The 12,593-nt window shown below is 54.9% G+C and carries 11 protein-coding genes; all 11 read left to right on the top strand.

The features are described 5' to 3' along the window. Nucleotides 1–39: 39 nt before the first annotated feature. The 11 genes from kduI to eda all read left to right on the top strand — a co-directional run bounded on the left by kduI (nt 40) and on the right by eda (nt 12,584). Nucleotides 40–882, top strand: coding sequence for a 5-dehydro-4-deoxy-D-glucuronate isomerase (gene kduI / locus AJE_RS04960; protein ID WP_008949933.1), 843 nt, complete (start codon nt 40–42; stop codon nt 880–882). Between the two features lie 81 nt (nt 883–963). Next, a complete protein-coding gene (locus tag AJE_RS04955; protein WP_008949932.1) occupies nt 964–1,983 on the top strand; it encodes a TRAP transporter substrate-binding protein in 1,020 nt (339 codons plus the stop codon). Beyond that, nucleotides 1,976–2,476, top strand: a complete 501-nt coding sequence (locus AJE_RS04950; RefSeq protein WP_008608820.1) for a TRAP transporter small permease — start codon at nt 1,976–1,978, stop codon at nt 2,474–2,476. Before AJE_RS04955 ends, AJE_RS04950 begins: the two co-directional genes overlap by 8 nt. Continuing rightward, the gene (locus tag AJE_RS04945) at nt 2,476–3,771 is read left to right on the top strand and encodes a TRAP transporter large permease (protein WP_008608819.1); all 1,296 of its coding nucleotides are present in this window, start codon (nt 2,476–2,478) and stop codon (nt 3,769–3,771) included. Before AJE_RS04950 ends, AJE_RS04945 begins: the two co-directional genes overlap by 1 nt. 21 nt (nt 3,772–3,792) lie before the next feature. After that, nucleotides 3,793–4,569, top strand: a complete 777-nt coding sequence (locus tag AJE_RS04940) for an IclR family transcriptional regulator (RefSeq protein WP_008949931.1) — start codon at nt 3,793–3,795, stop codon at nt 4,567–4,569. 13 nt (nt 4,570–4,582) lie between these two features. Next, nucleotides 4,583–5,671: a LacI family DNA-binding transcriptional regulator gene (locus AJE_RS04935; protein ID WP_008949930.1), complete on the top strand. Its 1,089-nt coding sequence runs from the start codon at nt 4,583–4,585 to the stop codon at nt 5,669–5,671. Nucleotides 5,672–5,847: 176 nt separating this feature from the next. Then, complete coding sequence (locus tag AJE_RS04930) at nt 5,848–7,293, top strand: glycoside hydrolase family 28 protein (protein WP_008949929.1); 1,446 nt, start codon at nt 5,848–5,850, stop codon at nt 7,291–7,293. Nucleotides 7,294–7,349: 56 nt separating this feature from the next. Continuing rightward, on the top strand, nt 7,350–8,918 hold the full coding sequence (locus AJE_RS04925; RefSeq protein ID WP_008949928.1) for a UxaA family hydrolase: 1,569 nt from the start codon (nt 7,350–7,352) through the stop codon (nt 8,916–8,918). A 48-nt stretch (nt 8,919–8,966) separates the two neighbouring features. Then, on the top strand, nt 8,967–10,391 hold the full coding sequence (gene uxaC / locus AJE_RS04920) for a glucuronate isomerase (protein WP_008949927.1): 1,425 nt from the start codon (nt 8,967–8,969) through the stop codon (nt 10,389–10,391). A gap of 82 nt (nt 10,392–10,473) precedes the next feature. After that, nucleotides 10,474–11,940: a mannitol dehydrogenase family protein gene (locus AJE_RS04915; protein ID WP_008949926.1), complete on the top strand. Its 1,467-nt coding sequence runs from the start codon at nt 10,474–10,476 to the stop codon at nt 11,938–11,940. Next, entirely contained in the window at nt 11,940–12,584 is a 645-nt protein-coding gene (eda, locus tag AJE_RS04910; protein WP_008949925.1) for a bifunctional 4-hydroxy-2-oxoglutarate aldolase/2-dehydro-3-deoxy-phosphogluconate aldolase, read from the top strand. The genes AJE_RS04915 and eda overlap by 1 nt, the downstream gene beginning before the upstream one ends. Nucleotides 12,585–12,593: the final 9 nt, after the last annotated feature.

The raw sequence follows: 12,593 nt of genomic DNA, 5'->3' as shown, positions 1-12,593 counted from the left end.
CAGCCAGAGCGCAGCAACCCATTAAACAGAGGACTAATGATGAGCGTAATTTTTGAAAGCCGTTATCCAACCCACCCGGATGATGTAAAGCGTTACGATACCGAGCAGCTGCGGCAGCATTTTCTGGTCGATAACCTGATGCAGCCTGACCAGCTGGTACTTTGCTATACCCATTACGAGCGGGTTATTGTCGGCAGTGCGGTGCCGGTGGCCGGTCCGGTACAACTTGAGACAGTAGCAGCGTTAAAAGCCGACTATTTTTTACAGCGCCGCGAGCTTGGCATTATTAACGTCGGCGGCAGTGGCGTGGTTGAAGTTGATGGCCAGCGTTATCCGCTGCAAAACAAGGAAGCGCTCTATGTGGGGATGGGCGCACGGCAGGTTAGTTTTTACAGTGACAACGCCACTACCCCGGCTAAGTTTTATCTGAACTCTGCGCCGGCACATCACAGCTATCCGACCAAGCATCTGACTATGGATAACTGTACTGTACTGCAAATGGGGGCCCAGGCGACATCGAATGAACGGGCGATCCACCAATTAATGATTAATGATGTGGTAGAGACCTGTCAGCTGCAAATGGGGCTGACGGTATTAAAGCCCGGCAGTGTCTGGAATACCATGCCGGCGCACCAGCATGACCGCCGGATGGAAGCCTACTTTTACTTTGATTTAGCGCCGGAGCAGGGCGTTTGCCACTTTATGGGCCAGCCACAGCAAACCCGGCATATTTGGGTCGCCAATGAGCAGGCGGTGGTGTCGCCGGCCTGGTCGATTCACAGCGGCTGCGGTACCAGCAACTATGCCTTTATCTGGGGTATGGCCGGTGAAAATCTGGATTATCACGATATGGATAAGTTTCCGGCCAGCGCCATGCGTTAATGGCAGCAGCCAACGTCAGGCCGGCACAGACCGGCCGACCGGCTACCACAGTAGCCAGCATATGATTAACAGGGTAACAGTATGAAGAAACGAACACAGCAAGGCCGGATGCGCTGGGTGCTGGCGGCAGCGGCCAGTTTGCTGCTAAGCGCCTGTCAGCCGGAGCAGGAGGTTAAGGTGCTGAGGCTGGCGCATACGCTGGATCAGGAGCATGTGGTGCATAAAGCCATGGCACTGATGGGCGAGCGGCTGGCGGAATACTCCGGCGGCAGTATGCGGATTGAGATCTACAGTGGTGGTCAGCTCGGTAACGAGCGGGAGCTGGTTGAGTTGCTGCAGATCGGCAGTCTGGCGATGACCAAGGTGTCGGCCAGCCCGCTGGAAGGTTTTGTGCCGGCGATGCAGGTGTTCAGTGTGCCCTATATTTTTGACGATAATGCGCATTTCTGGCGGGTATTGGAAAGTGAGATCGGTCAGGGCTTGCTGCAGGAGATCCAGGTTGCCCGCCTGTATGGCCTGGGTTATTACGATGCCGGCAGTCGCAGTTTTTATTCCAGTAATACCCGTATCGACAGCCCGGCCGATTTACGCGGTAAAAAATTCCGGGTGCTTAACAGCCAAACCGCCGTGCGGATGGTGGAAGCACTTGGCGGCGCCGCTACCCCGATTGACTGGGGTGAGCTTTACACTGCCATCCAACAGGGGGTGGTGGACGGCGCCGAGAATAATCCGCCCAGTTTCTATTTATCCCGTCACTATGAGCTGAGTAAATATTTCTCGCTGGATGAACACACCGCGGTACCGGATGTGCTGATTATGAGCCTGCATGTCTGGCAGGATCTGACACCAGAGCAGCAGCAATGGGTGCAGCAGGCCGCCAACGATTCGATTGTCTATCAGCGTGCTGCCTGGCAACAAGCGTCGGAAGAGGCGCTTAATGCCGTTAAAGCCGCAGGGGTGACGGTTATTTACCCGGATAAAGAACCCTTCCGTCAGGCGGTTGCGCCCTTCTATCAGCAAATGCTGCAAACCCGTATCGGCCCCTTGCTGGAACAAATTGCGGCCATGCGTGAGGTTAGCCCGGAGGTAAAGGATGACTAAATTATTGTTCTGGGTTGATACGGTGCTGAAGTGGTTTCTGGCGCTGCTGATGCTCAGCATTGTACTGGTAGTCAGCTGGCAGGTGGTATCGCGTTATCTGCTGCAAAGCCCAAGCTCGGTCACCGAAGAATTGTCGCGTTGCTTGCTGATTTGGATTGGCATGATCGGCGCAGCACTGGCCTATCGCACCGGTGTACATCTGGGGCTGGATATTGTGACCCGGCGCTTTGACGCTGAGTTACAGCGGCGGTTGAATATGCTGCTGACCAGCGCGGTAGTGCTGTTTGCGCTGGCGGTGATGGTGGTGGGGGGCGGTAATCTGATGGCGCTGACCTTTGAGTTAAATCAGATGTCAGCAGCACTGGGAATTAAGATGGCCTATATCTACAGCGTGATCCCGCTATCAGGCTTACTTATTGCGTTTTATGGCTGCTGCCAGCTATATCATCTGGCGCTGCGACAGCCAATGCCACAAGTCGAGGGGCTGCACTAATGGAAATCTCAATTCTGGTTCTGTTGCTGGTCTTTTTCTCACTGCTACTGCTCAATGTCCCTATTTCGTTCTGTATCGGGTTGGCAACGCTGGCCACCATGTTGATCAGTATCGACTTTATGCCGGCGGTTACGACGATGGCGCAGCGGATGGCCGGTGGGATTAACAGCTTCGCGTTACTGGCGATTCCGTTTTTTATTTTGTCCGGTTTGATTATGGGGCGCGGCGGCATTGCCAAGCGGCTGATTGAATGCGCCATGGCACTGATCGGCATGTTGCCGGGCGGCCTGGCACTGGTTAATGTGGTGTCCTGTATGTTCTTTGGTGCCATCTCCGGCTCGGCGGTAGCCGCCACTTCGGCTATCGGCAGCTTTATGCTGCCAGAGATGAAAAAGCAGGGTTATGACGTTAATTTCAGTGCCGCCGTAACCGCCTCTGCGGCAACCACCGGCATGTTAATTCCGCCGAGCAATATTCTGATTGTCTATGCCATTGCCAGTGGCGGGGTATCGATTGCCGCGCTCTTTGTGGCCGGCTATTTACCCGGCATTTTGCTCGGCGTGTCGCTGATGCTGGTATGTGCCGGCTATGCGAAGTTAAAAGGCTATCCGGTCGGTGCCCGTTTGCCGCTGAAATTAGTGGCGCAGAAAGTGGCGGCTGCCTTACCCAGCCTGTTTATGATTTTCCTGGTGATTGGCGGCATTATCGGTGGCATTTTTACCGCCACTGAGGCCGGTGCCATCGCTGTGATCTACTCGCTGATTCTCGCTGTTGGCCTGTACCGCGAAGTGAAAGTCAGTGAGCTGTCGGGTATTTTAATGAAAGCGGCCGAAACCACGGCCATAGTGCTGGCGTTAATTGCGACCTCTTCAGCGATGTCGTGGATTTTGTCTTATGAGCAAATTCCGCAAACCATCAGCGCGGCGATGCTGACCATCAGCGAGAACCCTTTGTTGATCCTGCTGATGATTAACCTGATTTTATTGATTGTCGGTGCCTTTATGGATATGACGCCGGCGGTGTTGATCTTTACCCCAATCTTTTTACCGGTGGCGGTTGAGCTGGGTATGAGCCCGCTGCACTTTGGCATTATGATGGTGTTGAATCTGTCGATTGGTCTGGTATCGCCGCCGGTTGGCAGTGTGCTCTTTGTCAGCTGTGCCATTGCCAAAACCCGGATTGAAGAAATTATCCGGCCGATGTTGCCGCTATATCTGGCGATGTTTGTGGTACTGATGCTGGTAACCTACATTCCGGCAATCAGCGAGTTTTTACCGGCCCTGTTTGGGTTGTAAAAAAAACGAAGGAGCATTGCGATGGGTAGTTATGTGATCCCTAATCTGGCTAATGCCTGCCGGGTCTTGGCCCTGGTAGCCGAATCGGAGCAAGGTTTAAGCTTAACTGAGCTGGAGCAACGGCTGGCGGTGCCACGCACGACCACCTTTCGCATTTTACAGACGCTGTGTCAGCAGCACTTGCTGGAAAAACACGGTAAGCGCTATCTGGTAGGCGCGGCGCTGTTTAAGATGAGCTGTCAGTTAGTCAGCACCTCGAAACTGAGTCGCGAAGCCTTGCCCTTTTTACAGCGCCTGACACTGGCCACCGGCATGAGTGTGCAATTGGTGCTGCCGCATGCCGAGGGGGCACTGATCACTGAAGTCTGTGATTGCCCAAACCCACTGCGGCTGGCAGCAAGGCCGGGCACGCTGGCTTATTTTAATTGCTCAGCAGCAGGTAAACTGTTTCTGGCGTTTTTACATTTTGATGCGCTGCCTGAATTGGCGGCTCAGGGTCTGTTTCGCGCCCAAACACCACAAAGTATCGTGAGTTGCCCTGAACTTAGGGTAGAATTGCAACGCATATTAGGCCGGGGTTATGCAACGGATGATTTAGAGTATCATCCGGATGTGCGCTGTTTAGCGGCCCCGATCCGCGATGAGCGCGGTATAGTCGTCGCCGCGGTGTCGGTAACGGCGCCGGCCAGCATGTTCCCGCGACAAAATATCACTGAGGTTGCGGCGAAAGTGAAGAAAGCGGCTATCGATATTGGATTAACCGTATACCGGCCACAACTGGCTGCCAATCAGAAATAATCCGGAATGCGAAATGAGTAACCTTATGCAGAAACAGTCAACCATCAATGATGTCGCCCGGATTGCCGGTGTGTCGAAACGCACCGTCTCAAGAGTGATCAATGGCTCACTGAGCGTGGGGGAAAGTACCCGCTTAAAAGTTGAGAAGGTGATTAACGAGCTGAAGTATGCCCCCAACGCCCAGGCGCGTGGCCTGGCATCCAGCCGCTCTTATTTGCTGGGGCTGATTTATGATAACCCGGACGCCCTGTATCTGGATGATGTCCAGCGCGGCGTGCTGGAGGTCTGCTCGACGCTTGGCTATGAGCTGGTCGTGCATCCCTGTCGTTATCAGAGTGAAACCCTGGTCAATGATTGTCTGCGTTTTATGCGCCGCTCCAAGCTGGACGGGGTGATCGTATTGCCGCCGGTATCAGAGTCGGAAACCCTGGCCAGCGCCTTAAAAGAGTCTGGCAGCCCCTATGTCCGGCTTAGCTCAGTGGCACTGGATAGTCAGGAGCATATCGTGGTATCGGATGACCGCGCGGCTGCGGCCGAAATGGCGCGCTACTTTGCGCAGCTGGGCCATGAGAAGATTGCCTTTATCAGTGGTCCGCAGCGTTATAAATCCTCGACTGAGCGGATGGAAGGATTTCAGCTTGGCTTATCAGCCTATGGGGTAAAGATCCCGCCGCAGATGATCCTGGAGGGCAATAACAGCTTTGAAACCGGCATCGAATGTGCCCGGCAGTTATTGCAGCGCGACGAGCGCCCGACCGCGATCTTCGCCAATAATGACCAGATGGCAGCCGGCGTATTAAAGGTGGCGTATAGCCTTGGCATCAAGGTACCGGATGAGCTGTCGGTTGCCGGTTTCGATGACAATATGCTGGCGTCGCGGGTGACTCCGGCCCTGACAACCATTCGCCGCCCGGTGCGACAAATGGCGCTGTTGGCGACGACGAAGATGATTATGTCGATCGAACAAAACCATAAAGCGGCATTAAATGTGGCAGCCAAGGTGGCGCCAACCCTGGTAGTGCGGGAGTCAACCGGCCCTTGCCAAGGCTCGGCTGCCGCAACTGAGACGGCCATGCCACGTCATGCCAGGGCACCCGGTTAAACGGTTTTTTTAAGCTGCACTAAAAAAGTTGCCAACGGTGGCAATTTTTTTAGTGAAATGCTTGCCACCGGTGGCAAATTGGTTATTATAACAACCAGACCCCGGTAATTGTCGAGCGACCGCCTCGACGTACGCAGTAGGCATTGTTCCCTGTTGCCAACAACAAAGGATACAAGATGACAGATTTGAAGAAACGTAACAGCCTGAAACTTTTTACCGCCGCCTCGGCCAGTCTTGGTCTGTTAAGCGTCAGTGGTTGCCAGAGCGTTACTGCACTGCCTGTTAGTGCCAAAGACGCCGACGACTTGCGGCAGTGGCAGCAGGCCGATCAGATTATTGCTGCCATCAAGCCGGTTACGTTTCCGGATCGCAGCTTCTCAATTACTGATTTTGGCGCTGCAGCTAAAGCCGGCTTTGATAATACGGCTGCCATTGCTGCGGCTATTGCTGCCTGTGCTGCTGCCGGCGGTGGCCGGGTACTGATCCCGGGCGGCCGTTTTGAAACCGGTGCGATTCATCTGAAATCGAACGTCAATTTACATCTGGCTGATGACACTGTGCTGTCGTTCTATACCGATCGCGAGCATTACCTGCCTTATGTGATGACCCGCTGGGAAGGCGTTGAGTTAATGGGTTATTCGCCGCTGATCTATGCCTATCAGCAGGAAAATATTGCGCTGACGGGCAATGGCATTCTTGAGGGCAATGGTGCGGTAGACGCCTGGTGGCCGTGGAAAGGTCATTGGGAGCGTCGCAACTGGGATTATGATGCCAGTGTTGATCAAGTGAAAACCCGCTCACCGCTGTTTGAGATGGCCGAACGCGGCGTACCGGTCAGTGAGCGGGTGTTTAACGAAAACTTTTTACGACCCCCTTTTATTCAACCCTATGGCTGTAAGCGGGTATTGATTGAAGGGGTGACCATCCGTAATTCGCCGTTCTGGTTAATCAATCCGGTGTTATCGGAAGATGTGATAGTGCGTAATGTCAATTGCATCAGCTATGGCCCGAACTCGGATGGCTGTAACCCGGAATCCTGCAACAGAGTGCTGATTGAAAACTGCCTGTTTGATACCGGCGATGACTGTATCGCCCTGAAATCCGGCCGCAACAATGACGGCCGTCGACTGGCAACACCGGTACAAAACGTGGTGATCCAGGATTGTATTATGCGCGCGGGTCATGGTGGTGTGGTGATGGGCAGTGAAATCTCCGGCGGTGCCCGTAATATCTTTGCCCGCCGTTGTCGGATGAGTAGCCCTAATCTGGCGCGTGGTATCCGGATCAAAACCAACTCGGTCCGTGGTGGCCTGATTGAAAACGTCTATATCCGGGATATCGAGATTGGTGAAGTGCGCGACGCTATCGTGATTAACTTCTTCTACGAAGAGGGCGATGCCGGCAACTTTATGCCACAGGTTAAGAATTTACATATCAGTAATCTGACAGTGCAAAAGGCGCAGCGGGCTTTTGAGCTGCGCGGCTTCGAACGGGCGCCAATCAGCGGCGTTACCCTGCATCATGTGCAGTTTAACAATACAGCGGCGCTGGGCGTGTTGGAAAACATTGCTGGTATTGATCAGTTAGACGTCAGCCTGAACGGCCGGGCGATTAGCATTTAATTTTTTGTTTTTATTGCCACCGCTAGACAAGGTTGGCGCAACACAGGTAACAACAGATGACAACAGAGCAGCAAGCCGGATGCAGTATCCGTTTACCGGAACAAAGCAGTGCAGCCCAGCTGGCGGTATTGCAGGTGCACCAGCGCGATAATGTGCTGGTGGCGTTGCAAGCGCTGCAGGCGGGCGAGCCGTTACCGGCGCCGTTTTCACATCTTAGCGCGCAAACCGCAGTACCGGCCGGGCATAAGCTGGCGCTGACGGCAATTGCGGCCGGTGAGCCGGTGCTGAAATACGGTTTTGCGATTGGCCGTGCCACCCAGCCGATTGCCGCTGGTGAGCATGTGCACTCGCACAATCTGGCGACAGCACTGAGTGGCACCATTGAATACAGCTATACCGGCTGTCAGGCACCGGCGCTGAGTTTTCCGGCTGACTTGCCGCAAAGCTTTCAGGGTTACCGGCGCAGCAACGGTAAGGTGGGTACCCGCAATGAGCTGTGGATCATCAATACGGTGGGCTGTGTCAACCGCGCGGCAATGCGGGTCGCCGAGCAGGCGCGTCAGCACTATGCCGATTTGTTGGCACTTAAAAATATCGACGGTATTCATGCTTTTACCCACCCTTTTGGTTGCTCGCAACTGGGCGATGATCTTGATCATACCCGCCAGTTACTGGCCGGCCTGATCCAACATCCAAACGCCGGTGCGGTGCTGATCCTGGGACTTGGCTGCGAGAACAATCAGTTGGCCAGGCTGCTGCAAGCTTGCCCCGATGTTGATAGCAGCCGCATCCGCGCCTTTAATGCCCAGCAGGTTGAAGATGAAGTGGAGCAGGGCCTGGCTGCAGTGGGGGAATTACTGCAATTGATGGCCAACGACCAGCGCTCGACCTGTCCGGTATCAGAGCTGGTACTGGGCATGAAATGCGGTGGTTCAGATGGTTTTAGCGGCCTGACAGCTAACGCCCTGGTAGGACGTACCGCCGATTTGCTGGCCGCGGCTGGCGGCAAGGTGGTGCTGACTGAAACCCCGGAAATGTTTGGCGCCGAGCAGGTGTTTATGGCCCGTGCCGCCAATCAGCAGGTGTTTGCCGATCTGGTCAGGCTGGTCAATGACTTTAAACAGTACTTTATCGACAACCAGCAACCGGTGTATGAGAACCCGAGCCCGGGCAATAAAGACGGCGGTTTGACCACATTGGAAGAAAAGTCGCTTGGTGCCATTCAAAAAGGCGGCTCTGCCGTGGTGCAGCAAATTATCCGTTACGGCGAACAAGCGCATGCCGCCGGTCTGACCTTGCTGGAAGGGCCGGGAAATGATGCGGTGTCCTCGACGGCGCTAACGGCAGCCGGTGCCACCTTACTGCTGTTTACTACCGGTCGTGGCACACCGCTGGGCTTCCCGGCACCCACCGTCAAGATCGCATCGAATTCCAATCTGGCGGCGCGTAAGCCGCAATGGATTGACTATGACGCCGGCCAGTTGTTGCAGGTCGGGCAGGATGCGCAGCAGTTTACCGGGCAATTTTTCCGTTATTTGCTGGCGGTGGCCTCGGGCGAGCGCACCCGCAACGAAATTTCTGACAACCGTGAAATCGCTATCTGGAAGAACGGTGTCACGCTTTAACCTATGCTGCGGCCAGGCCGCAGTCAGTATGCTTACAGGATCTTAATTATGGCTCAGACCACGCCTTTAACCTTACATCCGGACCGCTTATTCCCATCCGATCCGCTGGTACGCGATATTGCCCGCCGGCTGTATCAGCAAATCAAGGATCTGCCCATTGTCAGCCCGCATGGTCATACTGATCCGCGTTGGTTTGCCGACGATGCCAACTTTGATAACGCCACGACCTTGCTGCTGCTGCCGGATCACTATGTGTTCCGCATGCTGTATAGTCAGGGGATCAAACTGGAAGAGTTGGGGATTCGGCGTAAGGACGGCGTGGCGGTAGAAACTGATTACCGTAAAATCTTCCGTATTTTTGCCAAGCACTATTATCTGTTTCGCGGCACGCCATCGCGGATCTGGCTGGACAGCGTGTTTCACGATGTGTTTGGCCTTAAGGTCGCGCTGAGCGAAGAGACCGCTGATCACTATTACGACAGTATCAATGCCCAGCTGGTAAAACCGGAATTTAAGCCGCGCGCCTTACTGGATCGCTTTAATATCGAGCTGATTGCCACCACCGAAGGGGCACTGAATGACCTGCGCCACCATGCCAAACTAAAAGGCACCGGCTATGAGCATAAAGTGATTACCACCTTCCGGCCGGACGATGTGGTCGATGCTGATCGTGCGGATTTTTCCGCTAACGTCGCCAAACTGGGGCAATTAACCGGCGAAGATACGCAAAGCTGGCCGGGTTATCTGGCGGCACTGCGAAAAAGACGGGCTTTTTTCCGTGAACATGGCGCGACGGCAACCGACCATGGTCATCCGTCGGCTATTACCGCTGATTTACCGGCAAGTGAGGCCGCAGCCTTGTTTCAGCGTTGTCTGGCCGGTACTGCAACGCCTGCAGAAACCGAGTTATTCCGTGGCCAGATGCTAACCGAGATGGCCGGCATGAGCCTGGAAGATGGCATGACGATGCAAATTCATCCCGGCGCGCACCGTAACCATAATCAGGTGATCTTTGAGCGTTTTGGGCCCGATAAAGGCGCTGATATTCCAAGTCCGACCGAGTTTGTCAGTAACCTGAAACCACTGCTGCAAAAATATGGCAACGAAGCCAGCTTAAACATCATTCTGTTTACGCTGGATGAAACCACCTATGCCCGCGAGCTGGCGCCATTGGCTGGCCATTATCCGGCGTTAAAGCTGGGCCCGGCCTGGTGGTTCCATGATAGCCCGGAGGGCATGCTGCGCTTCCGGCATCAGGTTACCGAAACGGCTGGTTTCTATAACACTGTCGGTTTTAATGACGATACCCGGGCTTTCTTCTCGATCCCGGCCCGGCATGATGTGGCGCGGCGTATTGACTGCCGCTTCCTGGCTGGCTTAGTGGCCGTGCACCGCCTGACCGAAGCAGAAGCAGCCGAGTTGGCCTACCAGCTGACTTATGGCCTGGTGAAACAGGCTTATCAGCTGAAGTAATAGCACCGCCTAACTCAGGGTGACGGTGGCAGGCACTTGCCGGCATACCGTCATCAGGCTTAACGCGAACAGCAGGCAAACTATGACATTATTAAGCAATAACACCCTTGCCAGTTTGGCCGGCAAACTGCCACTACCCGCCTACCGGCTGGCACCACAGCAACCCGGTATCGGCATAGTGCATCTGGGGCCCGGCGCGTTTTTCCGCGGCCATCAGGCCTATTACACTGACTTGGCACTGCAGCAAGGTGGTGACTGGGCGATCAGTGCGGTCTCGATGCGCTCGCCGGATGTCAGTCAGGCGCTGACCCCGCAGGACGGGCTCTATACGCTGGCAGTACTGGATAGCGACACCCGTTATCAGGTGATTGGCAGTGTGCAGGAAGTGCTGATTGCCAGTGAGCAGTATCAGAGTGTACTGGCACGACTCAGCGACGCAGCGACCCGCTATGTCACCCTGACGATTACCGAAAAAGGCTATTGCCTGAATGCGCAGGGCGAACTGGATTTACAGCATCCGCAAATTCAGCAGGATCTGAGCGGCGGGCAACCGGCGGTCACCGCTATCGGCTTGCTGGTTGCCGCCTTAGCAGCCCGCTATGCCAAGAATGTGGCGCCGTTTTGCGTACTCAGTTGCGATAACCTGACCGATAACGGTCATAAGCTACGCAAGGCGCTGATTGGCTTTGCGGCGCAAAAGGCGCCGGCCCTGGCTAACTGGCTGGAGCAGCAACTGATCAGCCCCTGTACCATGGTCGACAGTATTACGCCGGCAACCGACGCTGCGCTACGCGCTCAGGTCGCGGGGGTACTGGGCGTTAACGACAACTGGCCGATTAAACGCGAAGCCTTTGTGCAGTGGGTGATTGAAGATATTTTACCGGCAGAGCGGCCAGCCTGGCAGCAAGCCGGGGTGATCTATGCCGCCGATGTCAGCGCCTTTGAAAAAGCCAAGTTACGGTTATTAAATGCTCCGCACTCGACGCTGGCCTATATCGGTTATCTGTTGGGGTATGAAACCGTGTATGACGCCATGCAGGATAAAACGCTGCTGAATTTACTGCAACAGATGGTGCAGCAGGAAATTATGCCATCTTTTACCGCACCGGCTGAGCTGGATATTCAGCAGTATAGCCAGGCGATTTTTGCCCGCTTTGAAAACCCGGCAATCCGCCATCTGCTGGCGCAAATTGCCTGGGATGGATCGCAAAAAATGCCGATGCGTATTCTGCCGGTGATCCGCGATAACCTGGCAGCCGGGCGCAGCATCAGCAAACTGAGCTTTTGTCTGGCAGCCTGGTTCTTATTTATCCGCCGCCGGTTGGCAGAAGGTCAGCCGCTGGTCGACCCCTTAGCCAGCAGCCTGACTGCGGCAGCCTCAGTCTGTAATGGTGATGCGCAGCACGATGTCGCCCAGTTTCTGGCGATTGAAGCCGTGTTCGGCACTGAGCTACCAAAGCAAAATACCTTTATCCGGGCCGTGACTGTGGCCTATCAACAACTGACGCCCCTGGTATCCGAACAGCCAGTGGCGCGCGGAGTAGTCTAATGTCGGCGTTATCTCACATTTTACAAGGCCCAGCCTTATTACCCATTATTCAGGCTGAGGTACCAAGCACTGCAGTAGCTATTGCTAAGGCGATGCAGCAAGGCGGTATCGGTTCGGTCGAGGTGGTACTGCGCACGCCAAAAGCGTTGGATTGTATCAGTGCTATTCGCATTGCCTTACCTGAGCTGTTGGTGGGCGCCGGTACCATTTTATCGGCGGCGGATGCCCAGGCAGCAAAAGACGCCGGTGCGCAGTTTCTGGTGAGCCCGGCCAGCACACCAAAATTGTTACAGGCCATGCTGGATACCGGGCTGGCGCTGGCGCCGGGGGTATCGACTCCTTCTGAAATTGCGCTGGCACTGGAAATGGGCATTCGTGAACTGAAATTTTTTCCGGCCAATTTATCCGGTGGCAGCGCCATGTTAAAGGCACTGAGCAGTATTTTTCAGCAGGTCCGGTTCTGTCCGACCGGCGGCATCAGCCAGCAAAATCTGGCTGAATATCTGGCGTTGCCAAACGTGTTTGTAGTTGGCGGCTCCTGGATCTCACCGGCCAGCGCCATTGCCAGTGGCGACTGGGCACAGATCACGGCATTGTCGCACCAGGCTTGTAGCCTGGCCCGGCAATTAAAACAGGCGGCATAGGAGAAAGAC

Source organism: Alishewanella jeotgali KCTC 22429 (assembly GCF_000245735.1).
Taxonomy (GTDB): Bacteria; Pseudomonadota; Gammaproteobacteria; order Enterobacterales; family Alteromonadaceae; genus Alishewanella; species Alishewanella jeotgali.
The sequence above is the reverse complement of the archived record's forward strand: the minus strand, read 5'-3'. Positions and strand labels throughout refer to the sequence as shown.

Excerpts from the sequence above, each read along its gene's own strand:
- kduI (WP_008949933.1), top strand. The coding sequence starts at position 40 with ATGAGCGTAATTTTTGAAAGCCGTTATCCAACCCACCCGGATGATGTA.
- AJE_RS04955 (WP_008949932.1), top strand. The coding sequence starts at position 964 with ATGAAGAAACGAACACAGCAAGGCCGGATGCGCTGGGTGCTGGCGGCA.
- AJE_RS04950 (WP_008608820.1), top strand. The coding sequence starts at position 1,976 with ATGACTAAATTATTGTTCTGGGTTGATACGGTGCTGAAGTGGTTTCTG.
- AJE_RS04945 (WP_008608819.1), top strand. The coding sequence starts at position 2,476 with ATGGAAATCTCAATTCTGGTTCTGTTGCTGGTCTTTTTCTCACTGCTA.
- AJE_RS04940 (WP_008949931.1), top strand. The coding sequence starts at position 3,793 with ATGGGTAGTTATGTGATCCCTAATCTGGCTAATGCCTGCCGGGTCTTG.
- AJE_RS04935 (WP_008949930.1), top strand. The coding sequence starts at position 4,583 with ATGAGTAACCTTATGCAGAAACAGTCAACCATCAATGATGTCGCCCGG.
- AJE_RS04930 (WP_008949929.1), top strand. The coding sequence starts at position 5,848 with ATGACAGATTTGAAGAAACGTAACAGCCTGAAACTTTTTACCGCCGCC.
- AJE_RS04925 (WP_008949928.1), top strand. The coding sequence starts at position 7,350 with ATGACAACAGAGCAGCAAGCCGGATGCAGTATCCGTTTACCGGAACAA.
- uxaC (WP_008949927.1), top strand. The coding sequence starts at position 8,967 with ATGGCTCAGACCACGCCTTTAACCTTACATCCGGACCGCTTATTCCCA.
- AJE_RS04915 (WP_008949926.1), top strand. The coding sequence starts at position 10,474 with ATGACATTATTAAGCAATAACACCCTTGCCAGTTTGGCCGGCAAACTG.
- eda (WP_008949925.1), top strand. The coding sequence starts at position 11,940 with ATGTCGGCGTTATCTCACATTTTACAAGGCCCAGCCTTATTACCCATT.